Origin of the sequence: Mycobacterium gordonae, from assembly GCF_002101675.1 — a bacterium.
GTDB lineage: Bacteria > Actinomycetota > Actinomycetes > Mycobacteriales > Mycobacteriaceae > Mycobacterium > Mycobacterium gordonae.
Genome location: NZ_LQOY01000039.1, coordinates 1 through 25606, shown reverse-complemented (window position 1 = coordinate 25606; position 25606 = coordinate 1). Strand labels below are relative to the sequence as shown.

Here is a 25606-nt window from a genome sequence, read left to right as displayed (position 1 = left end):
CCTCCCGCTCAGAGGTTTGCGCCGGTGGCGGCGATGTGGTCGGCATGGGTCTGGACAGCCTCCCGCAGCGTGGCCTCGTTGTGCCGGATGGTTTCGGCGATGTCGTGCAGCACATGCTGCAGCCGCGTCGACTCGGCGTTCCATCGATCCACCACGTCTTTGAAGCGCACCGCGGCAAGCCCGCCCCACACCGAGGGCGGCACGGCGCTCATTCGGCCGATGAAAGCGTGCAGCATCGCCCGGATCTCCTGGCTGCGTTCATCGGTGGTGGCGGCGACGGACCTCATCAACTCGAAGTCGGTGGAGAGGGTGCTGGTACCCGTGTGTGCGTTCATCTGTCTCCTGTCTCTCGGTTGGTTCGACCGCCGGGGTCCCGGTTCGGTTCCATTGATTCGCTCGGGTCTCATCCCACCGCGTGAGCGGTCCGCACGGCCTGCTCGCAGGCGTCCCGGACGGCGTCCTCCGCCGCGGGCCGGCTCTGGCATCCGATGCTGATCCGCAGCGATCCGTCGACCAGCACCGTCCAGCGCACGTGGTGAGTCACACGGACTTCGCGGTAGGTCACCGCGGGCCGGCCGGCGCTGGCCCCGGCGGGGTTGAAGTCGACGAAGACACCGGCCGGTTCGGCGTCGATCGCCCGGCGCAAGCGGTCGGCGGCATCCGTGAGTGTTTCCCCGGGCGTCGGTGTTTGCGTGACGTGCAGCGCCGCTTCGGGATCCGACGGCGAGGTGATCTGCACCCGGGCCGAGCCCGGCCCGGCGACGACCCGCTGGGCTCGCCAGCCGACCGGGATGGTTAGTGCGACGTTGCCCTCGACCAGGACGGTCGTGGGCTGCGCCCGGATCGCCGGACGCGTGTCCTTCTCGGCGGTCACCGCGGGCAGCGCCAGACTCGCCGCGGTGACTGTGACACCGGCGACCGCCAGCCGCGAAAGGGACTTCCGGTGCCCGCGCCTGGTCGCGACCGGTTCCCCCCTGGTAACCGGCGCGAGCGCGCGGGCCAGTCGGGTCACCTCGGCGTCATCGACGGTGGTGACCTCGTGCCCGGTCGCGACCGCAGCGGTGATCGATCGCGCCAGCGCCGGTGCTCCCGGGATCGCACCAGGGGCGTCGATAACCACGCGGCGCTGGGTCATGGTGGCGATGACGCGGGCCACCTCCCCGGCGACGGCTTGTTCATCGCCCAGACGCGGCACGGCGACGGCATCGCGTCCGGACACGGCCACCACCCGTTGGTCGATTTCGACTAGGACCGCTGAATCCTGTTGCGTCAGCAGCCACGACCGCGGCCGCGCGGCACCCTCATCACCCGCCACCGTCCGCACCGCCGCAGCCACCACCGCAATCCGGGCCGCCGACCACCACGACGGGTGCACCACGAGCACCCCGCGGTGCCCTCCGGACAGCCCTCGCACCACGGCGCCCCACAGCGCATCGACGGCGACCGGCCGTTCGTCGACCAAGGCCACCGGGTCGTCTACCGCCTCCAGCGCCGCCACCAATCTGCCATCGTTTTCACCTGTGGCACAACACAATCGACTGACGGCGCCTGGCCCTGCCGCGATGACGGCGCGGTGTGCGTTCACGCGGGCGGGCTCCACGCCACCTGCACCAGTACCTCGACGCCGGGGCGGGTGATCAGGGTGGCGCGCCCGGGTGGCAGCGGCACGGGTGGCCGCGACCCGAGCAGGGTGCCCTCCTCCGCGCGACCGCTCATCATCAGACCCATGCACCCGAGGGCGCGCAGGCCGGCCAGCAACGGCTCGAACAGGGCCCGCGCCGCGCCGCCACTTCGTCGCGCGGCGATCACGTGCAGTCCGAGATCGGCCGCATAGGGCAGATATTCGAGCAGTGGCAGCAGGTGGTTCGCGGCCGACGCGGCGATCAGGTCGTAGTCGTCGACCACGAGGTAGATGTCGGGCCCGGTCCACCAGGATCGGGCTTGCAACTGGGCCTGGCTGATCTCGGCACCGGGCATCCGTGCGTCCAGCAGTTCGACCAGCTCAGGGACCACCGCGCTCAACGCCGGCGGCGACACGGCGTATCCGCCCAGGTGCTCGGACGTGACGACACCTAGCAGAGTGCGCCGGAAGTCGACGAGGAACAGTCGGGCCTGCGCCGCGGTGTGGGTGCGGACGATCTCGCGGCACAGGGTCCGCAGCGTCGCGGTCTTGCCACAGCCGTTGTCGCCGAGAATCAGCAGATGCGGATGCTGTCCGAAATCGACCGTGGCCAACTCCAATTCGCGTTCTTCGAGCCCCAGCACGATCCGGGTTTCGTCTTCGCCGACGGTGGTGTCGTAGTCGACGTGGGTAGGCAGCAGCGCTATGGGCGGCGCCGGTGCGCCGGCGAGATGTAACGCAATCCCCTCCGGCAGCGCGATCATCATGTGCAGGCCGTCGCCGCACAGACCGCGACCGGGACGGTCGGCCGGCACCTGCCGGGCCCGCCGACGATCGATTTCGGAGTCCGCGGGGTCCCCGAGCCGCAACTCGATGCGGGTGCCGATTTGATCCTTCAGTGCCGGCCTCATCTCCGCCCACCGTGTCGCCGCGATCACGACATGCACGCCGTACGAAAGCCCCTGGGCCGCAAGAGCGACGATCGAGTCGGCGACCGCGTCGAATTCCTGGCGCAGGGCCGCCCACCCGTCGACCACCAGGAACACATCAGGCAGCGAACCGGGTGACCGGCGATCACGAAGGCTGACTTCCCGCGAGCGCACCAGAGACTCCACTTCGGAGACCATCCGCCACACGAGTTCCGGCTGGCCGCGGTCGGCGACCGCACCGACATGCGGCATCTCGTTCATCGGGGATAACGCACCGCCGCCGAAGTCGAGGCAGTAGAACTGCACCTGCCCCGGACCGTGGGTGGCGGCCAAGGCGGTGATGAGGGTGCGAAGCGTTGTGGACTTGCCTGATCGGGGTGCCCCGACGACCGCGACGTTTCCGCCCGCACCGGACAGGTCGACTCGCAGCGGCACCCGGGCCTGGTCGTAGGGCCGGTCGACGACGCCGATCGGAACCGCCAAAGGCGTTGGCGCCGAATCGGCTAACAACTCTCGGAGGGCGGGTGCCGCATGCAGCGGGGGTAACCAGACCCGATGGGCGACTGGTCCCTGCTGCGCGACCCGGTCCAGAACCGCCTGCAGGACCGACGGACCGCGCCGGGATTCCGTTGTCTGCAAGGGCCCGACCATTTCGGCCGTGAACCGGCGTACGGCCGGCGCTCCCGACCCGAGTGTGCCTCCGGCCTGCGACGGACCGGACACGAAGGCGGCCTGAAAGCGAATCGGTTCCCTTCCGGCGATTCGCAGCAGCCCCGCCCCGGGTGTGCTGGGCAGCTCATAGGCATCCGCCGTGCCCAGCACTGCGCGTGACTCGCTGGCGGACAGGGTCCTCAGGCAGATCCGATAGGACAGGTGGGCTTCCAGCCCACGCAGCCGGCCCTCGTCGAGGCGTTGACTGGCCAGCAGCAGGTGCATCCCCAGGGAGCGGCCGAGGCGCCCGATCGTCACGAAGGTGTCCGCGAACTCGGGCTGCTGACTGAGCAACTCGGAGAACTCGTCGACGATGATGAACAGCGTCGGCAGAGCCGGCGACCCGGCACCGCGAGCTTGGTCGTAGGCCGCGAGGCTGGGAAAGCTTCCTGCGGCTCGCAGCAGTTGTTGGCGACGGTTCATCTCGCCCGTCAACGCCTCCTGCATCCGTTCGACCAGGGGCGCCTCGTCGGCGAGGTTGGTGACGACGGCTGCCACATGTGGCGCCCGTGCCAGGTCCAGAAATGTTGCGCCACCTTTGAAGTCGATCAACAGCAGGTTCAGCACCTCCGGAGAGTTGCGCGCCATCATGCCCAGGGCGACGGTGCGCAGCAGCTCGGACTTCCCCGATCCGGTCGCCCCGACGCACAGTCCGTGCGGCCCCATGCCATGCTCGGCCGCCTCTTTGATGTCGAGCTGTACTCGTCTGCCGTCAAGGGTGGTGCCGATCGGGACACACAGACTTCGCCGCCGGTCTTGGTTGTGCCACAACGCGACCGGGTCGTCGTCGATTCCCGCCAGCTCGTCGGCGTCCTCGCGCGGCGGGCGGCCGGCGTAGGCCGCCATCCGGCGAGCGCACACCACCGCCTCACGCCGGTCGAGATGGTCGGGTGCTTCCGGCACGTCTCGCCGTCCGGATTCTCGGATGGTCAGTGACTGCGCATCACCGCCGACCCGGAGCACGGTCGCACCGGTGATTCCGGTGTTGTCGCCGCCGACTGCCTCGAGGATGATCACCGCACGCCGCGGCGCCAGTGTGGCCAGCGCATCGCGCGCCGCGGTCAGCGTCGGGTATACCAACCGCACAGGTCCGGCCAGATCGGTTGCGCCGGGATGTTGGTTGTGCGGGAGCCATTTCAGCCAGTCCCACTCGGCCCGGTCCGTCACGACGCCGACGATCAGCAGCCGGGTGGGCGGGTGCGCTACCGCCAGCTGGCAGATGACGGCGCGAAGCAACCCGCGCACCCGGCTGCGCTCGCCGTCGATCGTCACTGTCTGCGTCGCGCGCAGCGCAATCGCGACCGGCGCATCCGACAGTGTCGAATGTGTTCGCACGAAACGATTCAGCGCACCGACGGTGACAGGATCACACCGCCGCGCGGGTGGTGTCGCCGCAGCCTCCAGTCGAGGTTCGAGCCGGACACCGCCGACACCGACCCTGACCCAGCAGGGCTCTGCCACCGCGGATTGCCCCGACCACATCTCCGCGCCGCCGATCAACGTCCACAGCGTGCCGGGGTCCGGGTGGCGCGAATTCAGCGAGACATTTTGGGCAACAACGGCTTCGGCGACCCGCTCGCGCACCGCGCAAAGGTATTCGAGATACTCGTCGCGCTCACCGCCGATCACCGCACCCCGGCGGCGGCCCCGCCCGATCGTCAGGGCTACTGAGGCGAGCATCATTGCGGGAACGGCCAGCAACGCCGGGTTTCGCGCCGCCGACGAGCCGTTGAGGAACACCGCACTGGTGACGCCCATGGCCACGACGGCCGTCAGCACCGGCAGCATTACCGTGCCCGACGCAACCGATCGCGGCACCTCCGGCGGGGCCTCGATTTCGATGACCACAGTTCGGCGACGTTAGCAGCACCGACAGTCAACGCAATTCAGCTGTGGACAACCGGAAACGGCCCGATCGCGCACCGGCTAGCGTGCCAACGATGCCTACAGATGAACCGGGCCTGTGCCGCGTCACGGTGCATGCCGACGGCACCTCCGCCGACCTGACCTTGCCCGTCGCCGTGCCTGTCGCGGAATTGATTCCGTCGATTGTCGACACCCTTGGCAGGGTGACACCGGGAGCGCGATACCACTTGGCCCGGCTGGGCGCTTCCGCTTTGCCGAACTCGACGACCTTGGCACACAACGGTGTTCGCGACGGTACCGAACTGGTGCTGACTCGCCAGATTCCCGGCCCGCCGGCGCTGCGCTACGACGACGAGGCCGATGCGGTGTCGGCGGCGCTGGGCCCCCCGCCGCAGTCGCTGCGCCGGATGACCGCCGCCCTAGCCGCCGTGTGCTGCACCGCCGCAGGTGCGCTGGCGCTGATTCGTTACACAGCCGGTGCGGTCCGAAATGCCGACATCTCCGCCGCGGCGGCGGGTACCGTCGCACTGATCGCGGTAACAACGGCGTTGGCCATCAACCCGATCCGCCGCGACCGGACGGCCTGCCTCGCACTCAGCCTCATCGCCACGATGTCCGCGGCGGTCGCGGGTCTGCTCGCGGTGCCCGGCGGTCCCGGCGCCTTCAACGTATTTCTCGCCGGCTTGGCCGCGGCCGTTACGGCGGTCCTCGCCATCCGCGTAAGTGATTGCGACACAGTGGTGTTAGCCGCCACGGCGTGCGGTGCCGGCATTGCCGCGACCGCCGCTGTGGCCAGCGCAGTCACCGGAGCACCGACCCCGGCCGTCGGATCGGTGACCGCTCTCGTCTGCCTCGGACTGATCGAGGTGGCACCGCGGTTGTCGATCCGGTTGACCGGCCTTATGCCCGACATCGATCAGGAGGGTCCGAGGCCTGACACCGAACTGACGGCGAAAGCACTGCGCGCCAGTGGCTTGCTGGCGGGCCTGCGCGGCGGATCTGCGGCGGCCGCGGCAGTCGGGGCCACACTCGCCGCGCTCGGCGCCCACCGCGCCATTGCGCTGGGCGCCGTCACCGGCGCCGTGCTGATCTTGCACGCCCGAACCGCTGACGCACTGGGATGGCTGTTTGCTATCGCCGGGATTAGCACTGTCACAACAACAGTGGTGATTGCGGCCATAACCCTGCCGAACCAGGCGGCGTGGGTCGCGGTGCTGGCATCGGCGGCGTCCGCGACGGCGATCTACCTGGGTTTCATCTCGCCCGCAGTCGCGCCGGCCGGGCGCCGCGGCGTGCACGCGTTAGGGTGCGTCTTCCTCACTCTCGTCGCCCCGCTGACGTCCTGGACGTGTGGCGCGTTCGGCGCCGCCCGCGGACTGAACCTGCTCCGTACGTGAGCGGCGCACGTGTGGTGTGCCCGTTGCTCGTCGCGGTGCTGCTGTCCCCGTGCACAGCACCACCGGCCCGAGCGGTCACGCCGCCGGCGATCGACGAGCGGTGGCTGCCGGCAGCAGCAATACCGTCACCCGCGCAACGCACCGTGCAGCGCGAGACCTGCGCCGTGGCAACGGTGGAACCGGGCAGCGCCGAGGCGCCGGCCCAGCTCGCGGGCTTCGACCTGCCGCAGATCTGGCAACTCACCCGCGGTGCCGGGCAACGGGTCGCCGTCATCGACACCGGCGTCCACCCGCATCCGCGCCTGAAGGAGCTGGTGGCCGGCGGCGACTACGTGGCCACCGGGGACGGCACCCAGGACTGCGACGCGCACGGCACCCTGGTGGCCGGAATCATCTCCGCGACAACGGATTCCACGTTCACTGGGATTGCGCCCGGCGCCACGCTGATCAGCATCCGGCAATCCAGTTCCAAGTTTGCACCGGCCTCCGGCCGCACCGGTGCGGGCGTGGGCGATGTGGCGACGCTGGCCGCGGCCGTGCGCACCGCCGCCGACCTCGGCGCTACCGTCATCAACATATCGTCGGTCGCCTGCACCCCGGCTGCCCAGGCACCCGACGATCGGGCGCTAGGGGCCGCGCTCGCGTACGCGGTCGACGTCAAGAATGCCGTCGTGGTGGCGGCGGCCGGCAACACCGGGACGCAGTGCCCGCCCCAGCCGTCCGGCGTCACTCGCGACACCGTCGCGGTGGTGGTCAGCCCGGCCTGGTACGACGACTACGTCCTGACCGTCGGTTCGGTGAATTCACAAGGCGCCGCGTCATCTTTCACGCTGGCCGGGCCGTGGGTGGATGTCGCGGCGACGGGCGAGGGTGTGACGTCGCTCAGCCCGGGCGGCGACGGCCTGGTGAACCGCGTCGGCGCAGGATCACCGATCTCCGGCACCAGCTACGCGGCGCCGGTCGTCAGCGGACTGGCCGCCCTGATCCGGGCTCGGTCTCCCGCGTTGACCGCGCGCCAGGTGATGCAGCGCATCGAGACCACCGCGCATCATCCACCCTCGGGATGGGACCCGTTCGTTGGCAACGGCGTCGTCGACGCCCTCGCCGCGGTCACCGCCGAGACCCCGCCACCGGTCAGCCCCGCCCCCAAACCGCTGGCTGTGCCCCCTCCGGCCACGGGTTCGCCCCCGCCAGACCGGTCCCGCGTGTTCATCGGCGCCGCGATCTGTCTGGTGCTGCTGCTGGCCGCGCTGGCGACGACTCGGCGGTCAGGGACCAGACCCGATCGTGTCGCGGGCGACTGACGCATTCTCCCGGCTCAGTTCCGGCCCGCACGGCAACGACGACAGCACCGGCCACGGCGCCGGCGCCGGCGCCGCGGGCAGCCCCAGCAGGTGAGCCACTTCGTCATCGTGGATCGCGAACCGAACCCCGGTGTCGGTCAGCAGGTAACGCGTGTCCACCCGGGGACCGTTGGCAGTGTGGCTCTGCGTTGCCACGTAGGCGCTGCGGCCCGCCGCGATGGCGAAGGTATCCACCGCAGGCCCCCGCCCGTCGGCTTGCGCCAGCCTCACCGCCTCCCGGGCCGGCCAATGCGGATCCGTCACGAATCCGACGTCGGGCGGCCCCGAGGTGGCCGGCGCCCACACCGCACACCACGTCGAACCGCCCGCATCCGACGGCACCTGGCCGGGGATACCGGCGACAGCCAACAGGTCGACGTTGGGCGCCGCATGCAGCACACTCGGCGCGACGGTGAGGATCTCGGCCGCATTGTCGAAGCGCAGCACATCGGCCACGACCTGGCTTATTCGCTGGACGCCGGCGCGAAGCACCACGTAGTAGTCCTCACCCGAAACCCGTGTGATTCGCAGCACATCGCCGATCCGAAACCCGGGCAGCCACGCCCCTGCCGGCGCGCCCGCGCCGTCGATGCGCGGTACCGCCACTGGCGGCGCCTCTGGAATCGCATTCAGCAAAGTTTGCGAAACGACGTGGGGAGCTCGGCCCTGCAACCTCAGCGCGCGCACCACGCCAAGATCCGCGAGGTCCACCGCCGCCCGCCGCCCGCGGTACAGCAAGTAGGCCGATGCCCCGGCGCCGGCGGCCATCAACAGCGCCCGGTCGGCACCGACGCGACCCGCCGACAAGTCCGTCCCGAGCGCGACCATCGTTCCGCCGTCGCCGTCACACACCGTCCACACCGAATCCCGCGCCGGCAGCGGTGCGGAGATCAGTGCAGGCGCGCCCGGAATGCCCAGTAGCGCGCCGTGTTTAGCCTGAGCCAGCACGGACTCGGGCACCGGCAGCGGATTGACGGCGGCAGCCGCGATCAACCGCGCCGACGCGAGGTTGAGCACCGGGTGCCAGGTGTCGCCCACCCGCACATACAGCGCCCCGGTCGACCGGCCCATGAGGATTCGAGCATCGCCCAGATCCGGCTGGGGCCACAGCCGGCTCATCAACAAGCACCCGGCCAGGGCGATGACAGTCAGCACACCGCCCGCCAGCAGCGAACCGCGCCGCAACCGCGCGGCCGACTCCGCCTCGGTTCCCAGCAACGCACGTTCCAGGCGCCGCAGGTAATAGCGGCGGGCGCTCGTATGCAGCCAGATCGGCGCCTGCAGAGGCACGCTCCCCCCTGTTCTCGTCCGCTCAACCCGTTACGTTAGGCCGTCCCGCGGCCCCGTTCGAGCCTTCATCCACAGTCGCGGAGGTTTTGCTCCGCCGCGCCGCGGGTAAAATTTCGGCGTGTATCAGCACTTCATGCGCCTTGCCGGTCGCGCCGGTGTGGGCCTCGCAGCCTTGTCGGCCGCTGTCCTGCCGGTCAGCCCCCTCGCCGCTGTCCCGTCCGCACGGGCCGACGATTGCCCGGACGCCGAGGTGGTGTTCGCCCGGGGAACCAATGAGGCACCCGGCCTGGGCCGGGTGGGCGACGCATTCGTGGACTCGCTGCGTCAACAAACCAGCGGCCTGAACATCAGGACCTACGGGGTGAACTACGCGGCCAGCAAGTTGCAGCTGCACGGCGGCGACGGGGCCAACGACGTGATCTCCCACGTCAAAGCCACGGTGTCGGCGTGTCCCACCACGAAGATCGTGCTGGGCGGTTACTCGCAGGGCGCGTCGGTGATGGACATCGTGGCCGGCGTTCCGATCGGCGGTATCAGCTGGGGCAGCTCCTTGCCGCCCCAGTACGTCAGCAATATCGCGGCGGTGGTCACCTTCGGCGACATCGCCGACCGCGCCGGTGGATCGCTGCCCACCAAGAGCACCCTGCTGGGCTCCAAGGCTGTCGATTACTGCAATCCGCAGGACCCGATCTGCCACGCCGGCTCCGGCAACGAATGGAGCGGGCACACCGAGGGATATGTGCCGTTCTACACGACGCAGGGAGCGGCGTTCGCCGCGCCCAAGATCATGAATGGCATCCCGCACATGCCCGGCCAGGTGCCCGTTCCACTGGTCCCGCAGCTGCCGGACACCGTCCCGCAGAACCCCGCGCTGGCGCCGCAGGTGCCTGGAACCACCTCCACCCCGGTGCAGCAGCCCGTGGTTCAGGTGCACTGACACTCTGTCAGTAACGCCTACCATTGGGGGGATGAGAAGCGTTCCCCTGGGTCGGTTGTCGGCCGCCGCGCTCGCGGCGGCCGCTCTGTTGGTCGCCCCGCCGCTGGCACCTCCGGCACATGCCGCCTGCCCGGATGTCGAGGTGGTGTTCGCCCGGGGCACCGGTGAACCGCCCGGCCTCGGCAGGGTGGGTAACGCCCTGGTCGGATCGCTACGGCAACAGACCGGCCGCAACATCGGCGCCTACGGCGTGAACTATCCGGCCAGCAAGGACTTTCTGGCCGCCACCAACGGGGCCAACGACGCCAGCGACCACGTCCAGCAGATGGCCAACAGCTGTCCCGACACGCGACTGGTACTCGGTGGCTATTCCCAGGGCGCCGCGGTCATCGACATCGTCACTGCCGCACCGTTGCCCGGTCTCGGTTTCACCCAGCCGTTGCCGTCGGCGGCGGCCGACCACGTCTCGGCAGTCACCCTGTTCGGCAATCCGTCGGGCCGGGCCGGCGGGTTGCTGACCGCCCTGAGCCCGCAGTTCGGCGGCAAGATCCTCAACCTGTGCAACGAGGGCGACCCGATCTGTTCCGACGGCAACGTGTGGAAGGCGCACCTCGGTTACGTGCCGGGCCTGACCAACGAGGCCGCGAATTTCGTCGCGGGCAAGCTCTAACCGGGTGATCGGATGTCGCGCGTGACCAGATTCCGCGCGGCAAGCTGGTCATCCGGCGGATAGTCCACCCCGATTAGTGTCAGCCCCTGCGGCGGCGCCGCCGCGAAATCACTGGAACGGCTTGTCGCACCGAGGAGTTCACGACACCACTGCGGTTCCCGCCGGTGTTCACCCACGGCCAGCAGGGCGCCCACCAGGGACCGCACCATGGACCAACAGAACGCGTCGGCGCTTACCTGCGCGGTGACCAGATCGCCGTCGCGCGTCCAGTCCAGCCGTTGCAGCTCCCGGATCGTGGTGGCGCCTTCGCGGTGCCGGCAGAACGCGGCGAAGTCGTGCAGTCCCACCAGTTCTCGCGATGCGGTGGTCATCGCGTCGAGATCAAGCGGGCGTGGCCACGCGGTGACGAAACGCGCCTGCTGCGGCAGCACACCGTACGTCGCCGTCGACAGCCGGTAGACGTAGTGCCGGCGCAGTGCCGAAAACCGGGCGTCGAAACCGGCTGGTGCACGGGCGATATCAATGACCCGCACGTCCGGCGGCAGGAACCTACCCAGCCGCCGCACCAACGCCAGGAACTCCGGATCACCGGTCCGGTCGGCCCGCGAGTAGGCGTGCGGCAGCGCCTCGACCGGGACATCGACATGGGCGACCTGCGCGGTCGCGTGCACGCCCGCATCGGTGCGGCCGGCCGCACGCAGCCGTACCGGCGTGCGGAATACGGTCGTCAGCGCATCATCGAGTACGCCGGCGACCGTGCGTTGCTCCGCTTGCGCCGCCCAGCCCGCGAAATCGGTTCCGTCGTAGGCGATATCGAGCCGCAGACGGACGTCCCCACTAATTCTCGGGGTTCTCCGGGGTCTCGGCCGCCTCGTCGGCGGCCGCCTCGTCGGCGGCCGCCTCATCGGCGGCGGCCTCGTCGGCGGCGGCCTCGTCGGCGGCGACCACCTCGGTCTCGGTGGCCTCCTCGGCCGTCGGACCGACAGCCTCCTCCGGCTCCACCGCCGCCTGCGGAGCGGCCGCAGCTGCCACCGGCGCCGCCTTCTTCGAGGACTGCACCCGGCGGGCCCGGTCAGCCTCCGAGGTCACCGTCTTCTCCCGCACCAGCTCGATCACGGCCATCGGGGCGTTGTCGCCCTTGCGGTTTTCGACCTTGATGATGCGGGTGTAGCCGCCGTCGCGGTCGGCGAAGAACGGGCCGATCTCCGCGAACAGGGTGTGCACGACGTCCTTGTCACGGATCTTCTTGAGCACCTCACGCCGGTTGTGCAGCGTGCCCTTCTTGGCGTGGGTGATCAGCTTCTCCGCGTAGGGCCGCAACGCCCGCGCCTTGGGCTCGGTGGTCTTGATCCGGCCGTGCTCGAACAGCGACGTGGCCAGGTTGGCCAGAATCGCCTTCTGGTGCGAAGACGACCCGCCGAGGCGAGGTCCCTTGGTGGGCTTGGGCATTGCGGCTTCTCCTAAGTGGGGCCGGCCCCCGTATCAGGTAGGGCCGGGACGGACGTCTGTTGAAGGTGTCCGGTTAGAGCTGTTCGGTTTCGGCGTAGTCCTGGTCGTCGTAAGCGCCCTCGGTGGACCAGGTGCCGGTGGCCACGTCGTAGCCGGCGACCTCCGACGGGTCGAAGCTGGGCGGGCTGTCCTTGAGCGACAGACCGAGCTGGTGCAGCTTGACCTTCACCTCGTCGATGGACTTCTGACCGAAGTTGCGGATGTCGAGCAGGTCTGACTCGGTGCGGGAGACCAGCTCGCCGACGGTGTGCACGCCCTCGCGCTTGAGGCAGTTGTAGGACCGCACGGTCAGGTCGAGGTCGTCGATGGGCAGCGCGAACGAGGCGATGTGGTCCGCCTCGGCCGGCGACGGCCCGATCTCGATGCCCTCGGCCTCGACGTTGAGTTCACGTGCCAGACCGAACAATTCGACCAGCGTCTTACCGGCCGAGGCCAGCGCGTCACGCGGGGTGATCGAGCTCTTGGTCTCCACGTCCAGGATCAGCTTGTCGAAGTCGGTGCGCTGCTCGACACGGGTGGCGTCCACCTTGTAGGTCACCTTGAGCACCGGCGAGTAAATGGAATCGACTGGGATACGGCCGATTTCGGCACCCGAGGCCCGGTTCTGCACCGCCGGCACGTAGCCGCGGCCGCGCTCGACGACGAGCTCGACCTCGAGCTTGCCCTTGTCGTTCAGGGTCGCGATGTGCATCGACGGGTTGTGCACGGTGACACCGGCCGGCGGCACGATGTCGCCCGCGGTGACCTCACCCGGACCCTGCTTGCGCAGGTACATGGTGACCGGCTCGTCCTCCTCGGAGGAGACCACCAGGCTCTTGAGGTTCAGGATGATGTCGGTGACATCCTCCTTGACCCCGGGCACGGTGGTGAACTCGTGCAGGACGCCGTCGATGCGAATGCTGGTGACCGCCGCGCCGGGGATCGACGACAGCAGCGTGCGACGCAGCGAATTGCCAAGGGTGTAACCGAATCCCGGCTCCAGCGGTTCGATGACGAACTGGGACCGGCTATCGGTGAGGATGTCCTCGGACAGGGTGGGCCGCTGAGAGATCAGCATGGTGTTTCTTCTTCTCCTTCTCGGCACCCGCTATTTGATGCCGTTAAGTCCCCGCACCGGATGGTGCGGGACATCTTTACTTCGAGTAGAACTCGACGATCAGCTGCTCGGTGAGCGGCACGTCGATCTGAGTGCGCTCGGGCAGCTGGTGGATCAGGATGCGCTGCCGCTCCCCCACCACCTGAAGCCAGCTCGGGATCGGGCGGTCGCCCGCGGTCTCCCGTGCGATCTGGAACGGCACCGTGTTCAGTGACTTGTCCCGCACGTCGATGATGTCGTACTGCGACACGCGGTAGCTGGGCACGTTGACGTGCACGCCGTTGACCGAGAAGTGGCCGTGGCTGACCAGCTGGCGGGCCATCCGGCGGGTACGCGCCAACCCGGCGCGGTACACGACGTTGTCCAGCCGGCTCTCCAGGATGCGCAGCAGTTCCTCACCGGTCTTGCCCGAGTGGCGCACGGCCTCTTCGTAGTAGCGGCGGAACTGCTTCTCCATCACGCCGTAGGTGAAGCGCGCCTTCTGCTTCTCCTGCAGCTGCTGGCGGTATTCGCTTTCCTTCACCCGGGCGCGGCCGTGCTGGCCGGGCGGGTAGGGCCGCTTCTCGTAGGACTGGTCGCCACCGACGAGGTCGGTGCCCAGCCGGCGTGACTTGCGAGTGACGGGTCCGGTGTAACGAGCCATGGGTATGTCCTCCTAGACCTAGACGCGCCGACGCTTGGGCGGGCGGCAGCCGTTGTGCGGCTGGGGAGTGACGTCGGAGATCGCGCCGACCTCCAGGCCCGCGGCCTGCAGCGAACGGATCGCGGTCTCGCGGCCCGAGCCCGGACCTTTGACGAACACATCGACCTTCTTGACACCGTGCTCCTGCGCCTTGCGCGCGGCGTTCTCGGCGGCCAGCTGAGCCGCGAACGGCGTCGACTTCCGAGATCCCTTGAACCCGACGTGACCCGAGGAGGCCCAGGCGATGACGTTGCCCTGAGGGTCGGTGATCGTCACGATCGTGTTGTTGAACGTGCTCTTGATGTGAGCGGCGCCATGCGGGATGTTCTTCTTTTCCCTGCGGCGGGTCTTCTGGCCCTTCTTGGGACCCGAAGCGGTCCCCTTCTTCGGTGGCATCGGTTACCTGGCCTTCTTCTTGCCTGCGATGGTGCGCTTGGGGCCTTTACGAGTCCGCGCATTGGTCTTGGTCCGCTGGCCGCGCACGGGCAGCCCGCGACGGTGTCGCAGACCCTGGTAGCAGCCGATTTCGATCTTGCGACGAATGTCGGCTTGCACCTCACGGCGCAGGTCACCCTCGACCTTCAGGTTCGCTTCGATGTAGTCGCGCAGATGGGTCAGCTGGTCATCGGTCAGGTCCTTGGTCCGCAGGTCCTTGTCGATGCCGGTGGCCGCGAGAATCTCGATCGAACGGGTGCGGCCGATGCCGAAGATATAGGTCAGCGCGATCTCCATGCGCTTGTCGCGCGGCAGATCGACGCCTACTAGTCGAGCCATAGGTGGCGTTTCCTCTTTCTCAGCGGAGGTCTTTTCCCAGTCCGTTCCCGCAACCCGAATTGGGTCTCCCTCGAGGGGCTAGCGGGGCCCGGCCTCCGTCCGGGCGTGTCCGAGCGACGTATTCGCTCAGTGGTGCTGGGAGGTCAGCATTCAGTTGTGCAGTTCGGCGATCAGCCTTGCCGCTGCTTGTGACGGGGGTCCTGGCAGATCACCATGACCCGTCCGTGCCGACGGATCACCCTGCACTTGTCACAGATCGGCTTGACGCTGGGGTTCACCTTCACGGCAGTCTCGGTCCTGTTCTCTGGTCTCTGGGTGTTTCGTTACTTGTACCGGTACACAATGCGGCCCCGGGAAAGGTCGTAAGGAGACAACTCCACTACCACCCGGTCCTCGGGAAGGATGCGGATGTAGTGCTGCCGCATCTTGCCGCTGATGTGGGCGAGCACCTTGTGGCCGTTTTCCAGCTCAATGCGAAACATGGCATTGGGCAGGGGCTCGACCACGCGGCCCTCGACCTCGATGGCACCGTCCTTCTTCGCCATTACTTTTCGGAGATCCTCTACTTTTCGTCCATACCTGGTTTGGCGCAGCAGTCGTCCGAACTACAAAACGTGAGCCGATAATGGAAATTCCCGAGGGAAGTTCAGACAGGGCACGCCAAGAGTCGGCACGGACGCCGCACCGTTGGTCCACGATACCCGCAGCCCCACGTTCGACGCAAAAACGCCCGAGTGACGCCAGAAGGCAACCGGGAGGAATACGCCGCGCCGCCCTGCCGGTTGGAGCAACCATGACCGCTTCTGCTGACAACAAGCCTGATCTGGGCCGCTTTGGATCGTTCGGGCGCGGCGTCACGCCGCAACAAGCAAAGGACATCGAAGCCCTGGGTTATGGGGCGGTGTGGGTAGGCGGCTCCCCGCCGGCCGAGCTGGACTGGGTGGAGCCGATCCTGGATGCGACGACGACGCTGCAGGTCGCGACCGGAATCGTCAACATCTGGACGGCGCCGGCCAAGCCGGTCGCCGAATCGTTTCACCGGATCGACAGGGCGTACCCCGGCCGTTTCCTGCTCGGCATCGGCGTCGGCCATCGGGAAGTGGTCACCGAGTACCGCAAGCCGATAGATGCCCTGACCGAGTATCTCGACCAGCTCGACGAGTACGGCGTTCCCGCCAGCCGCCGGGTGGTCGCCGCGCTGGGGCCGCGAGTCCTCCAGCTGTCCGCGCAGCGCGGCGCCGGCGCGCACCCGTACCTGACGACACCCGAGCACACAGCCCAGGCGCGTGACCTGATCGGACCATCGGCGTTCCTGGCCCCCGAACACAAGGTGGTCCTCACCACCGATGCCGAACAGGCCCGGGCAATCGGGCGCAAAGCCCTCGGCATTTACCTCAACCTGGCCAACTACCTCAACAACTGGAAACGGCTGGGATTCACCGACGACGATCTGGCCAAACCCGGCAGCGACCGTCTGGTGGACGCTGTGGTCGCTTACGGAAGCACCGACGCCATCGCCGCGCGGCTGCGCGAGCATCTCGACGCCGGCGCCGATCACGTACCGGTGCAGGTCCTCACCTCCAGCGACAAGCTGGTTCCGGCCTTGGCCGAATTGGCCGGGGCGCTCGGGTTGTAAACGGGTATAGGGACCGCGATGACTGATTCCGTTTCACTCAAGCCCGACCTGGGGAAATTCGGCGTGTGGCTGGGCAGCCGGAGCATCGCCCCGGAGTTGGCCGCAGAGGTCGAGAAGCTGGGATACGGCGCCGCCTGGATCGGCGCGTCCCCGGACGCCGAGTTGGCCTGGGTCGAGCCCGCGCTGGAGCAAACCTCGACGCTGCAACTGGCGACCGGCATCGTGAACATCTGGACGGCGCCGGCCGCGGCGGTCGCCAAGTCCTACCACCGCATCGAAGAAGCCCATCCAGGCAGATTTCTGCTCGGCGTCGGCGTGGGCCACCCCGAGGCCAGCCAGGAGTATCAGAAGCCTTACGACGCGCTGGTGTCCTACCTCGACGAACTGGACAGCGCCATCGTGCCGAACAGCCGTCGGGTGTTGGCCGCGCTCGGACCCCGGGTGTTGCGGCTGGCGGCCGAACGCAGCGCGGGAGCCCATCCCTACCTGACCACGCCCGAGCACACCGGCAGGGCGCGCCACCTACTCGGCAACACGGTGTTCTTGGCGCCCGAACACAAGGTCGTGCTCACCGCCGACCCAGACGAGGCACGCGCCGTCGGCCGCAAGACCCTCGACTTCTACCTGGGCCTGGGCAACTACGTGAACAACTGGCTGCGCCTGGGGTTCACCGATGAGGACGTGCGCAAGCCGGGCAGTGACCGCTTGATCGACGCCCTGGTCGCCTACGGCAGCCCGGACGCGATCGCACGCCGCCTCAACGAGCACCTGGACGCCGGCGCCGACCACGTCGCCGTCCAGGTGCTGGGATCCTCCCGGCCGGAGAAGCTGGTGCCCGCGCTCACCGAACTGGCAGGAGCGCTCGGCATCACCGGTTAGGGTTTGTAGCCATGCGGCTGCTAGTCACCGGGGGGGCGGGTTTCATCGGGGCGAATTTCGTGCACAGCACGGTGCGCGAACATCCCGAGGACTCCGTGACGGTTCTCGACGCGTTGACCTACGCCGGCCGTCGGGAGTCACTGGCCGACGTGGCGGACTCCATCAGGCTGGTGGAGGGCGACATCTGCGACACCGAGCTGGTGTCCGCGCTGGTGGCCGAGTCCGACGCCGTGGTGCATTTCGCGGCCGAGTCGCACGTCGACAACGCGCTGGACAACCCCGAGCCGTTCCTGCACACCAACGTGGTCGGTACCTTCACCATCCTGGAATCGGTGCGGCGCAACGGGGTGCGGCTGCATCACATCTCTACCGACGAGGTGTACGGCGACCTAGAGCTCGACGATCCGCAGCGGTTCACCGAATCCACGCCCTACAACCCGTCGAGCCCGTACTCGGCGACCAAGGCCGGCAGCGACATGCTGGTGCGCGCCTGGGTGCGGTCCTACGGCGTGCGCGCGACGCTGTCGAACTGTTCCAACAACTACGGCCCGTTCCAACACATCGAGAAGTTCATTCCGCGCCAGATCACCAACGTGCTGACCGGGCGGCGGTGCAAGCTGTACGGCAGCGGTCACAACGTGCGCGACTGGATCCACGTCGAGGATCACAACAGCGCAGTGCGGCGGATCCTGGAGAAAGGCGAGTCGGGCCGGACCTACCTGATCAGCTCGGAGGGCGAGCGGGACAATCTGACCGTGCTGCGCACCATACTGCGGTTGATGGGCCGCGATCCCGACGACTTCGACCACGTCACCGACCGCGTCGGCCACGACCTGCGCTACGCCATCGATCCGTCCCTGCTCTACAACGAATTAGGTTGGGCGCCAAAGCACACCGATTTCGAAGAGGGGCTGCGCGCCACCATCGACTGGTACCGCGACAATGAATCCTGGTGGCGTCCGGTCAAGGACGCCGCCGAGGCCCGTTACGAGAAGCGCGGTCAGTGAGATGAAAGTTCGCGAACTCAAGATCCCGGGCGCTTGGGAGATCACCCCCGCCATCCACGGCGACTCGCGCGGAACGTTCTTCGAGTGGCTCACCGACCAGGGTTTCAGCTCGTTCGCCGGCCACCGGTTGGATGTGCGGCAGGCCAACTGCTCGGTGTCGGCGGCCGGTGTGTTGCGCGGCCTGCACTTCGCCGAGCTGCCACCTAGCCAGGCCAAGTACGTGACCTGTGTACGGGGCGCGGTGTTCGACGTGGTGGTCGACATTCGGGAAGGCTCACCGACATTCGGCCAATGGGACTCGGTCCGGCTCGACGACCAAGACCGCAGGACCGTCTACATCTCCGAGGGACTCGCCCACGGTTTCCTTGCGCTGCAAGACAATTCGACGGTGATGTACTTGTGCTCGGCGGAATACAACCCGCAACGCGAGCACACGATCGCTGCCACGGATCCGGAGATCGGCGTCGACTGGCCGCTGGTCGATGGCGCCCCGCCGAGCCTGTCCGACCGCGACGCAGCAGCACCCAGCTTCGCCGACGTGCGAGCCTCCGGGCTGCTCCCCACCTGGCAGCAGGCCCAGGAATTCGTCGCCGACCTGCGCGCCCACTGACATACTGCTTGTCAACCTCTGCTGTGCGTGCCGATCGATAAGGAGACTCTGGTGAAGCGTGAGCTGTTGATCGCCCTGGGCGCGGCGACCCTCGTCGTGAGCATGGCCGGATGCTCCAAGGAAGAGAAGTCTTCCGGCACCTCGTCCAGTTCGACCTCCACCACGCCGAGTTCGTCGGGCGCACCCGCCTCCCCCAGCGCTGCAGCCGCCCCCGCCGCCGCCGGTGAGACGAAGGTCATCATCGGCGGGCAGCCGCAGCCGGTCAGCGGACCGGTCGTGTGCGAGACGAACCAGGGCAAGTTCTCGATCGCCATCGGCGACATCATCACCGGTGTGATCGTCGGCCTGGAGCAGGACGCGTCCGCGGTCCGCAGCGCGGGCCTGGGCACGGTCGACGGGGTCGTCCTGAGCTTCACCGAAGGCGCCCCCGGCAACAGCGCCAAGGCCACCAAGAACGGCAACGCCTATCAGATCACCGGAACCGCAACCGGTGTCGACAACGCTGGGCAACAGGTCAGCAAGACCTTCGAGGTCGACGCCACCTGCCCCTAGGCAGCATGAAAGTCGATGAGTCGCACGCCGATGGCGTCTTCCACCTCGCTGATGTCAATGCGCTGGTAGATCGGTGGTGCGGCGGATCGGTAGTGTGCGTCGGTGGGGGTGATGAATTCGGTGGTGTGGGTGCCGTTTTCGTCGTGGGCGGTGACGCGCCAGCCGGGTGATTCTTTGACGTAGTTGCAGCGTTCGCACAGGCCTTGGCCGTTGGTGGCGGTGGTGGGGCCGCCGCGTTTGGCTGGGGTGATGTGGTCGCGGTGGCGGATGGGGGCGTCGCAGTAGGGGGTGCGGCAGGTTTGGTCGCGCAGGTTGATGAACTCGGCCAGCCCGCGGGGAAAGACGCGGGCGCGCGATTCCATGGCGACCAGTGCCCCGCTGGTGGGGCTGGCGTACAGGCGGCGCAGCGTGGCCAGGGTCTTGTGGTCGGCCAGTGCGGCGGTGAGCCAGCGGCGGGCGACTTCGGCCGGGATGGGGCCGTAGCCCTCCACCAGGGCCGGGTCGCTGTTGCCGCCGAGCAGGGCGCGGTCAGAAATCACGACGTTGAGGGCGATGTTGGCCGGTGTGCTGGCGGGGGTGGCGGTGATGCGCTCGATCAGGGTGTCGGCCATGACCTGCCCGCGGGTCCGGCGGTCGAAGGTGGTGTCGGCGGCGCGGCGCAGCGCGGCGTACACACCGACACCCTGGGCCAGGGGCAGAAGGGCGCTGATGCGGGTCATGGTGTCGGGAGCCGGGCGGATGGTGACGGTGCGGTCCTGGTCGGCGTTGGCGGCGCGCTCGACCACGGCCCGCGGGTCCAGCCGGTAGGCGATCTTCTGGGCCGCGGCGGTGATCCGCCTGTCACCCCACCCGACCAGCCGTTCGGCGTCGGCGCACAGTTCGCGGTCCAGCACCCGGCGGTCCTCGACGTCTAGACAGGCCGATTCGCGCACGATGAGGGTGGCCCGCCATTCGCTGAGCGCGCCGTGCTCCAGGGCGGCCAGCGTGCAGGGCATCTCGTGTACGAGGGCGTTGGCGAACCCCAGATGCCGGCCCCCACGCGCCGGGGAATCGCGCCGGGCCAGCGCGACCTCGCTGGCCACGCCCCGGCCCCGCTTGGCCGCGGGCACCCCCGCAGCCGCCTCGGCAGCGCGTCGGGCCGCATCCAAAGCCGCGGCCGCGCGGGCCTGACCGGCCGCCGCCGCGGACTTCAACCGCTCCCACTCCGCGATGCGCGCGGTCAGCTCCGCCTCGGTGGCACCCGGATCAACCCGAAAGAATTGCCCGAAATCGAACACATGTTCGATGGTACCACGATCTCGCAATTCTCGCCGTCGGTCTAGCCCCGGCTACAGATCAACAGGTGGGCCGGGAGGTGACTCCTGTCGATTTGGCGGTGGTCGACAACCAATCCGGCGCTACGCAGGGTCTCCACGAGTTCCGGCACCGGACGCAGGTGAAAACCGTGTCTACTGGTCGGCATCTTCTCCATCGCGTCCGGGTCGGCCAACCCGATTACGATGCGGCCCGAGCGGTTGACCACCCGCGATAGTTCGGCGAACGCGCGGTCCAACTCGGTGACGAAGTAGATGGTGTTGACGGTGATGACGCCGCTCAATTCCTCGTCGCCAAACGGCAGCTGCGTCAGGCCCCCTTGCTGCAGTGCAAGTCGGCCGGCAGCGATCTCGCGGCTATAGCGACGCCGGGCGCGAGCCAACATCGTCTCCGAGAGCTCGACACCGTGGACCACGCCCGACCGGCCGACACCGTCGAGCAGGAACTTCAGCCCGACCCCACCGCCGAACCCGACATCCCCCACCCGGGCACCTGCCTGGAGTTCTAGCGCCTGCACCGCGGCATTCACCAGCGCCCGGTTGCCCTTGTTGAGCAGCATCCCGACTAATCGCCCACGCAGCCCGCTCGGGTGACCGAGTTGCTTAGCGATGCCTGCCATGACGGCGTCTCGGACAGTCATCTCATGAAGGTGCGCCCGCCGAACCACGGGCGCACCGGACCATTTTCCCCGCGCTTGCCACGGCGACGCAGAATTACTAGGATATGCAAGTATCCTCACCTTCCTGACATTGGACCATCATGACCACACAGATCCCGCATTTCATCGACGGTCAGCGCACCGCCGGCTCGTCGGGCCGCAGCGCCGATGTCCTCAACCCGAGCACCGGCGAGGTGCAAGCCAGCGTGCCGATGGCCAACCAGGCCGACGTTGACGCCGCGGTGGCTTCTGCCGCCGAGGCCCAGCGAGGCTGGGCCGCTTGGAATCCCCAGCGCCGCGCCCGGGTGCTGATGAAGTTCGTCGACCTGGTCAACCAGAACATGGACGAACTGGCCGAGCTGCTGTCCCTCGAACACGGCAAGACGCTGCCGGACGCGCGAGGCGACATCCAGCGCGGCATCGAGGTGATCGAGTTCTGCATCGGCATCCCGCATCTGCTCAAGGGCGACTACACCGAGGGCGCGGGGCCTGGCATCGACGTCTACTCACTGCGCCAGCCGCTGGGCGTGGTCGCGGGCATCACCCCGTTCAACTTCCCGGCGATGATTCCGCTGTGGAAGGCCGGACCGGCCCTGGCATGCGGGAATGCGTTCGTGCTCAAGCCAAGCGAACGCGACCCGTCGGTCCCGGTGCGCCTGGCCGAACTGTTCCTGGAAGCCGGCCTGCCCCCCGGCGTGTTTCAGGTCGTCCATGGCGACAAGGAAGCCGTCGACGCGATCCTGCAGCACCCCGACATCCAGGCGGTGGGCTTCGTCGGCAGTTCTGACATCGCCCAGTACATCTACAGCCACGCGGCCGCGACCGGAAAGCGTTCGCAGTGCTTCGGCGGCGCCAAGAACCACATGATCGTGATGCCCGACGCGGACCTGGATCAGGCCGTCGACGCGCTGATCGGCGCCGGCTACGGCAGCGCCGGGGAGCGCTGCATGGCGATCAGCGTTGCCGTCCCGGTCGGACAACAGACCGCAGACCGGTTGCGCGCCAGGCTGATTGAGCGGATCAACAGCCTGCGCGTCGGGCACAGCCTGGACCCGAAGGCCGATTACGGCCCGCTGGTCACCGAGGCCGCGCTGACCCGGGTGCGTGACTACATCGGTCAGGGCGTGGAGGCTGGCGCCGAACTGGTCATCGACGGACGCGAGCGCGCCAGCGACGACCTGACGTTCGGTGACGCCAATCTCGAAGGCGGTTACTTCATCGGCCCCACCCTGTTCGATCACGTCACGCCGGAGATGTCGATCTACACCGACGAGATCTTCGGACCGGTGCTGTGCATCGTCCGCGCGCACGACTACGAAGAGGCACTGCGGTTGCCGTCCGAGCACGAATACGGCAACGGCGTAGCGGTTTTCACCCGCGACGGTGACACCGCTCGGGATTTCGTGTCGCGCGTGCAGGTGGGCATGGTCGGCGTCAACGTTCCGATCCCGGTTCCGGTGGCCTACCACACCTTCGGCGGTTGGAAGCGGTCCGGCTTCGGTGACCTCAACCAGCACGGCCCAGCGTCGATCCAGTTCTACACCAAGGTCAAGACCGTCACCTCGCGCTGGCCGTCCGGCATCAAGGACGGGGCCGAATTCGTCATCCCGACCATGAACTAGCGAGCATTAGCCACATGTTTACCCTCAACGACGAAGAACGGGTGATCACCGAGACTGCGGCGGCCTTCGCCGAGAAGCGGATGGCGCCTTACGCCTTGGAATGGGATGCCACCAAGCACTTTCCGACCGACGTGCTGCGCGAAGCCGCGGAACTCGGGATGGCGGCGATCTACTGCCGCGATGACGTCGGCGGCAGCGGGCTGCGCCGCCTCGACGGCGTACGCATCTTCGAGCAGTTGGCGATCGCCGACCCGGTCACCGCCGCGTTCCTGTCGATCCACAACATGTGCGCCTGGATGATCGACCGCTTCGGCACCGACGAACAACGCAAGGTGTGGGTGCCGCGACTGGCGACCATGGACGTCATCGCCAGCTACTGCCTGACCGAGCCCGGCGCGGGCTCGGACGCGAGCGCGTTGAGCACCCGGGCCGTCAAACAGGGTTCCGATTACGTGCTCGACGGTGTCAAGCAGTTCATTTCCGGCGCCGGGGCATCCGACGTCTACGTGGTGATGGCGCGGACGGGCAACGAGGGCCCGCGCGGCATCTCGGCCTTCGTCATCGAGAAGGGCACCGCTGGACTGAGTTTCGGCGCGCTGGAGGAGAAGATGGGTTGGCATGCCCAACCCACCGCGCAGGTGATACTCGACGGCGTGCGGGTACCGGCCGACGCCATGCTGGGCGGGGCCGACGGCGAGGGCACCGGCTTCGGCATCGCGATGAACGGCCTCAACGGCGGCCGGCTCAATATCGCCGCCTGCTCACTGGGCGGCGCACAGTCCGCCTTTGCCAAGGCCGGCGCCTACGTCCGCGAGCGCCACGCCTTCGGCTCCGCCCTGCTGGACGAGCCCACCATCCGGTTCACCCTCGCCGACATGGCCACCGGACTGGAGACATCGCGAATGATGTTGTGGCGGGCCGCAGCCGCGCTTGACGAGGATGCCGCGGACAAGGTCGAGCTGTGCGCGATGGCCAAGCGCTACGTCACCGACACCTGCTTCGAGGTGGCCGACAAGGCGCTGCAACTGCACGGCGGCTACGGTTACCTGTCCGAATACGGTCTGGAAAAGATCGTCCGCGACCTGCGGGTGCATCGGATCCTGGAAGGAACGAACGAAATCATGCGGGTGGTCGTCGGCCGAGCCGAGGCCGCACGTTTTCGCGCCAGCGCCTAGAAGGGCACCATGACAACACGTCTCGCGATCGCGTTCCTGGGACTCGGCAACATGGGCGCGCCCATGGCCGCCAATCTCATCGGCGCAAACCATCTGGTGCGCGGCTACGATCCGGTACCCGCAGCCGCCAGCGCCGCCGCCGACAAAGGTGTCACAGTGTTCGGCACCGCTGCCGAAGCGGTGGCCGACGCGGATGTCGTCATCACCATGCTGCCCAACGGTGAGGTGGTCAAACGCTGCTACGGCGAGGTGCTGCCCGCCGCACGCCCCGGGGCGCTGTTCATCGACAGCTCAACGATCTCGGTGAGCGACGCCCGCGAGGCGCACGAACTGGCCGGGTCACACGGTATGCAGCAACTCGACGCCCCGGTGTCCGGTGGCGTCAAGGGAGCAACGGCCGGGACTCTGGCGTTCATGGTCGGTGGCGAGGCCGACGCCCTGGACCGCGCCCGCCCGGTGCTGGAACCGATGGCGGGCAAGGTCATTCACTGCGGCGATGCCGGGGCCGGCCAGGCGGCCAAGGTGTGCAACAACATGGTGCTGGCGGTGCAGCAGATCGCGATCGGCGAGGCTTTCGTGCTGGCCGAGAAGCTCGGCCTGTCGGCGCAGTCGCTGTTCGACGTGATCACCGGGGCGACCGGCAACTGCTGGGCGGTACACACCAATTGCCCTGTGCCAGGACCGGTTCCGACGTCCCCGGCCAACAACGACTTCAAGCCCGGCTTCGCGGCGGCGCTGATGAACAAGGACCTGGGGTTGGCGATGGACGCAGTCGCCTCGACCGGTTCGGCCGCGCCCCTTGGCAGCCACGCCGCCGAAATCTACGCCAAATTCGCCGCCTCCCACCCCGACAAGGACTTCAGCGCGGTCATCGAATTGCTGCGGGGCGGCTGAGTCACCGAAGACCTTGAGACCGAAAGTGCGGCCGGCCATTCGGCGGCGCGCACTCCGATCAGCGCCTCCACCCGCCGACTACGTCAACCCGTCGAGGCCCAACAGCAGCCCTCCGGCTCCGGCAACACCACTGGGACCGGTTGTGCCGCCAACCCCGCCCTCGCCGCCGTTGCCGCCATTACCGATCAACACGGCATTACCACCAGCCCCACCCTTGCCGCCGGGCACCGCACCCAGAGTAAGTCCACCGGCGCCACCAGATCCCCCGTCGCCGAACCACCCGGCATTGCCGCCGGCGCCGCCGACTCCACCAGTGCTGCTCAGGCCGCCGGCGCCCCCGGCCCCACCGTTGCCGGAGAGAAGGCCGGCATCGCCGCCGGCGCCGCCTACACCTCCGACGCCGCCTGCGCCTGTAGCGCCGCCACCGGCCCCGC

General features: G+C 68.2%; 26 protein-coding genes and 1 pseudogene. 12 read left to right on the top strand and 15 right to left on the bottom strand.

Going from position 1 to position 25606, the window contains the following annotated elements:
• Positions 1–8 precede the first annotated feature (8 nt).
• From AWC08_RS07225 to eccCb, 3 genes are all read right to left on the bottom strand, one after another.
• A complete protein-coding gene (locus AWC08_RS07225) occupies positions 9–335 on the bottom strand; it encodes a WXG100 family type VII secretion target (RefSeq protein WP_065133255.1) in 327 nt (108 codons plus the stop codon).
• 68 nt (positions 336–403) lie between these two features.
• Positions 404–1585: a type VII secretion-associated protein gene (locus AWC08_RS07220; protein ID WP_065133280.1), complete on the bottom strand. Its 1182-nt coding sequence runs from the start codon at positions 1583–1585 to the stop codon at positions 404–406.
• Positions 1582–5109 (bottom strand): type VII secretion protein EccCb, encoded by a 3528-nt coding sequence (gene eccCb, locus AWC08_RS07215; RefSeq protein ID WP_069435255.1) that lies wholly within the window; start codon positions 5107–5109, stop codon positions 1582–1584. Before eccCb ends, AWC08_RS07220 begins: the two co-directional genes overlap by 4 nt.
• Before the next feature lie 92 nt (positions 5110–5201).
• Here eccCb and eccD point away from each other — a divergent pair, with 92 nt between their 5' ends.
• Both eccD and mycP read left to right on the top strand, forming a co-directional pair.
• On the top strand, positions 5202–6524 hold the full coding sequence (eccD, locus tag AWC08_RS07210) for a type VII secretion integral membrane protein EccD (RefSeq protein ID WP_069435256.1): 1323 nt from the start codon (positions 5202–5204) through the stop codon (positions 6522–6524).
• On the top strand, positions 6521–7828 hold the full coding sequence (gene mycP, locus AWC08_RS07205) for a type VII secretion-associated serine protease mycosin (protein WP_085087562.1): 1308 nt from the start codon (positions 6521–6523) through the stop codon (positions 7826–7828). Before eccD ends, mycP begins: the two co-directional genes overlap by 4 nt.
• On the opposite strand, the gene eccB is transcribed toward mycP, so the two are convergent.
• The gene (gene eccB / locus AWC08_RS07200) at positions 7793–9157 is read right to left on the bottom strand and encodes a type VII secretion protein EccB (protein ID WP_085087559.1); all 1365 of its coding nucleotides are present in this window, start codon (positions 9155–9157) and stop codon (positions 7793–7795) included. The two genes, mycP and eccB, sit on opposite strands and share 36 nt — an antisense overlap.
• Before the next feature lie 133 nt (positions 9158–9290).
• On the opposite strand from eccB, the gene AWC08_RS07195 reads away from it, so the two are divergent.
• Both AWC08_RS07195 and AWC08_RS07190 read left to right on the top strand, forming a co-directional pair.
• Entirely contained in the window at positions 9291–10094 is an 804-nt protein-coding gene (locus AWC08_RS07195) for a cutinase family protein (protein ID WP_069435122.1), read from the top strand.
• 31 nt (positions 10095–10125) lie between these two features.
• Positions 10126–10764, top strand: coding sequence for a cutinase family protein (locus AWC08_RS07190; RefSeq protein ID WP_065132776.1), 639 nt, complete (start codon positions 10126–10128; stop codon positions 10762–10764).
• Here the strand turns inward: AWC08_RS07190 and truA are convergent.
• The 8 genes from truA to infA form a co-directional block, all read right to left on the bottom strand.
• Positions 10761–11669: a tRNA pseudouridine(38-40) synthase TruA gene (truA, locus tag AWC08_RS07185; protein ID WP_083271375.1), complete on the bottom strand. Its 909-nt coding sequence runs from the start codon at positions 11667–11669 to the stop codon at positions 10761–10763. The two genes, AWC08_RS07190 and truA, sit on opposite strands and share 4 nt — an antisense overlap.
• A complete protein-coding gene (gene rplQ / locus AWC08_RS07180) occupies positions 11602–12213 on the bottom strand; it encodes a 50S ribosomal protein L17 (RefSeq protein WP_069435120.1) in 612 nt (203 codons plus the stop codon). The genes truA and rplQ overlap by 68 nt, the downstream gene beginning before the upstream one ends.
• Positions 12214–12286: 73 nt before the next feature.
• On the bottom strand, positions 12287–13330 hold the full coding sequence (locus tag AWC08_RS07175; protein ID WP_055579866.1) for a DNA-directed RNA polymerase subunit alpha: 1044 nt from the start codon (positions 13328–13330) through the stop codon (positions 12287–12289).
• Between the two features lie 76 nt (positions 13331–13406).
• Positions 13407–14012: a 30S ribosomal protein S4 gene (gene rpsD, locus AWC08_RS07170; protein WP_065132779.1), complete on the bottom strand. Its 606-nt coding sequence runs from the start codon at positions 14010–14012 to the stop codon at positions 13407–13409.
• Positions 14013–14030: 18 nt separating this feature from the next.
• The gene (rpsK, locus tag AWC08_RS07165; RefSeq protein ID WP_055579868.1) at positions 14031–14447 is read right to left on the bottom strand and encodes a 30S ribosomal protein S11; all 417 of its coding nucleotides are present in this window, start codon (positions 14445–14447) and stop codon (positions 14031–14033) included.
• A gap of 3 nt (positions 14448–14450) precedes the next feature.
• Positions 14451–14825 (bottom strand): 30S ribosomal protein S13, encoded by a 375-nt coding sequence (gene rpsM / locus AWC08_RS07160; protein ID WP_055579869.1) that lies wholly within the window; start codon positions 14823–14825, stop codon positions 14451–14453.
• Between the two features lie 170 nt (positions 14826–14995).
• Positions 14996–15109 (bottom strand): 50S ribosomal protein L36, encoded by a 114-nt coding sequence (gene rpmJ / locus AWC08_RS07155; protein WP_003886927.1) that lies wholly within the window; start codon positions 15107–15109, stop codon positions 14996–14998.
• A gap of 39 nt (positions 15110–15148) precedes the next feature.
• Positions 15149–15370, bottom strand: coding sequence for a translation initiation factor IF-1 (gene infA, locus AWC08_RS07150; protein WP_003418601.1), 222 nt, complete (start codon positions 15368–15370; stop codon positions 15149–15151).
• 248 nt (positions 15371–15618) lie between these two features.
• Between infA and AWC08_RS07145 the strand changes: the two genes are divergently transcribed.
• The 5 genes from AWC08_RS07145 to AWC08_RS07125 are packed head-to-tail and all read left to right on the top strand — an operon-like array spanning position 15619 to position 19509.
• On the top strand, positions 15619–16461 hold the full coding sequence (locus AWC08_RS07145) for an LLM class F420-dependent oxidoreductase (protein WP_065132780.1): 843 nt from the start codon (positions 15619–15621) through the stop codon (positions 16459–16461).
• An 18-nt stretch (positions 16462–16479) separates the two neighbouring features.
• Entirely contained in the window at positions 16480–17340 is an 861-nt protein-coding gene (locus AWC08_RS07140) for an LLM class F420-dependent oxidoreductase (RefSeq protein ID WP_069435121.1), read from the top strand.
• An 11-nt stretch (positions 17341–17351) separates the two neighbouring features.
• A complete protein-coding gene (rfbB, locus tag AWC08_RS07135) occupies positions 17352–18347 on the top strand; it encodes a dTDP-glucose 4,6-dehydratase (RefSeq protein WP_065132782.1) in 996 nt (331 codons plus the stop codon).
• A gap of 1 nt (position 18348) precedes the next feature.
• A complete protein-coding gene (gene rfbC / locus AWC08_RS07130; protein ID WP_065132783.1) occupies positions 18349–18957 on the top strand; it encodes a dTDP-4-dehydrorhamnose 3,5-epimerase in 609 nt (202 codons plus the stop codon).
• Between the two features lie 51 nt (positions 18958–19008).
• Complete coding sequence (locus tag AWC08_RS07125; protein ID WP_065132788.1) at positions 19009–19509, top strand: lipoprotein LpqH; 501 nt, start codon at positions 19009–19011, stop codon at positions 19507–19509.
• Here AWC08_RS07125 and AWC08_RS07120 read toward each other — a convergent pair.
• Entirely contained in the window at positions 19506–20786 is a 1281-nt protein-coding gene (locus AWC08_RS07120; RefSeq protein ID WP_174900759.1) for an HNH endonuclease, read from the bottom strand. The genes AWC08_RS07125 and AWC08_RS07120 overlap by 4 nt on opposite strands.
• Positions 20787–20827: 41 nt before the next feature.
• Complete coding sequence (locus tag AWC08_RS07115) at positions 20828–21463, bottom strand: class I SAM-dependent methyltransferase (RefSeq protein ID WP_069435143.1); 636 nt, start codon at positions 21461–21463, stop codon at positions 20828–20830.
• Positions 21464–21582: 119 nt separating this feature from the next.
• On the opposite strand from AWC08_RS07115, the gene AWC08_RS07110 reads away from it, so the two are divergent.
• From AWC08_RS07110 to mmsB, 3 genes are read left to right on the top strand one after another with little or no spacing between them, the layout of a single operon-like run.
• Positions 21583–23103 carry a CoA-acylating methylmalonate-semialdehyde dehydrogenase gene (locus tag AWC08_RS07110; protein WP_069435142.1) on the top strand — a complete coding sequence of 507 codons (1521 nt, stop codon included), beginning with the start codon at positions 21583–21585 and terminating at the stop codon, positions 23101–23103.
• A gap of 14 nt (positions 23104–23117) precedes the next feature.
• Positions 23118–24278: an acyl-CoA dehydrogenase family protein gene (locus tag AWC08_RS07105; protein ID WP_065132785.1), complete on the top strand. Its 1161-nt coding sequence runs from the start codon at positions 23118–23120 to the stop codon at positions 24276–24278.
• Positions 24279–24287: 9 nt separating this feature from the next.
• On the top strand, positions 24288–25172 hold the full coding sequence (gene mmsB / locus AWC08_RS07100; RefSeq protein WP_065132786.1) for a 3-hydroxyisobutyrate dehydrogenase: 885 nt from the start codon (positions 24288–24290) through the stop codon (positions 25170–25172).
• A 78-nt stretch (positions 25173–25250) separates the two neighbouring features.
• Here mmsB and AWC08_RS07095 read toward each other — a convergent pair.
• Positions 25251–25606: pseudogene (locus AWC08_RS07095) on the bottom strand (PE family protein); the annotation flags it as partial.

Coding starts and splice junctions, on each gene's coding strand:
- AWC08_RS07225 (WP_065133255.1), bottom strand. CDS start 335: ATGAACGCACACACGGGTACCAGCACCCTCTCCACCGACTTCGAGTTG.
- eccD (WP_069435256.1), top strand. CDS start 5,202: ATGCCTACAGATGAACCGGGCCTGTGCCGCGTCACGGTGCATGCCGAC.
- AWC08_RS07195 (WP_069435122.1), top strand. CDS start 9,291: ATGCGCCTTGCCGGTCGCGCCGGTGTGGGCCTCGCAGCCTTGTCGGCC.
- AWC08_RS07190 (WP_065132776.1), top strand. CDS start 10,126: ATGAGAAGCGTTCCCCTGGGTCGGTTGTCGGCCGCCGCGCTCGCGGCG.
- truA (WP_083271375.1), bottom strand. CDS start 11,669: ATGAGGCGGCCGCCGACGAGGCGGCCGCCGACGAGGCGGCCGAGACCC.
- rplQ (WP_069435120.1), bottom strand. CDS start 12,213: ATGCCCAAGCCCACCAAGGGACCTCGCCTCGGCGGGTCGTCTTCGCAC.
- AWC08_RS07175 (WP_055579866.1), bottom strand. CDS start 13,330: ATGCTGATCTCTCAGCGGCCCACCCTGTCCGAGGACATCCTCACCGAT.
- rpsD (WP_065132779.1), bottom strand. CDS start 14,012: ATGGCTCGTTACACCGGACCCGTCACTCGCAAGTCACGCCGGCTGGGC.
- rpsK (WP_055579868.1), bottom strand. CDS start 14,447: ATGCCACCGAAGAAGGGGACCGCTTCGGGTCCCAAGAAGGGCCAGAAG.
- rpsM (WP_055579869.1), bottom strand. CDS start 14,825: ATGGCTCGACTAGTAGGCGTCGATCTGCCGCGCGACAAGCGCATGGAG.
- infA (WP_003418601.1), bottom strand. CDS start 15,370: ATGGCGAAGAAGGACGGTGCCATCGAGGTCGAGGGCCGCGTGGTCGAG.
- AWC08_RS07145 (WP_065132780.1), top strand. CDS start 15,619: ATGACCGCTTCTGCTGACAACAAGCCTGATCTGGGCCGCTTTGGATCG.
- AWC08_RS07140 (WP_069435121.1), top strand. CDS start 16,480: ATGACTGATTCCGTTTCACTCAAGCCCGACCTGGGGAAATTCGGCGTG.
- rfbB (WP_065132782.1), top strand. CDS start 17,352: ATGCGGCTGCTAGTCACCGGGGGGGCGGGTTTCATCGGGGCGAATTTC.
- rfbC (WP_065132783.1), top strand. CDS start 18,349: ATGAAAGTTCGCGAACTCAAGATCCCGGGCGCTTGGGAGATCACCCCC.
- AWC08_RS07115 (WP_069435143.1), bottom strand. CDS start 21,463: ATGACTGTCCGAGACGCCGTCATGGCAGGCATCGCTAAGCAACTCGGT.
- AWC08_RS07110 (WP_069435142.1), top strand. CDS start 21,583: ATGACCACACAGATCCCGCATTTCATCGACGGTCAGCGCACCGCCGGC.
- AWC08_RS07105 (WP_065132785.1), top strand. CDS start 23,118: ATGTTTACCCTCAACGACGAAGAACGGGTGATCACCGAGACTGCGGCG.
- mmsB (WP_065132786.1), top strand. CDS start 24,288: ATGACAACACGTCTCGCGATCGCGTTCCTGGGACTCGGCAACATGGGC.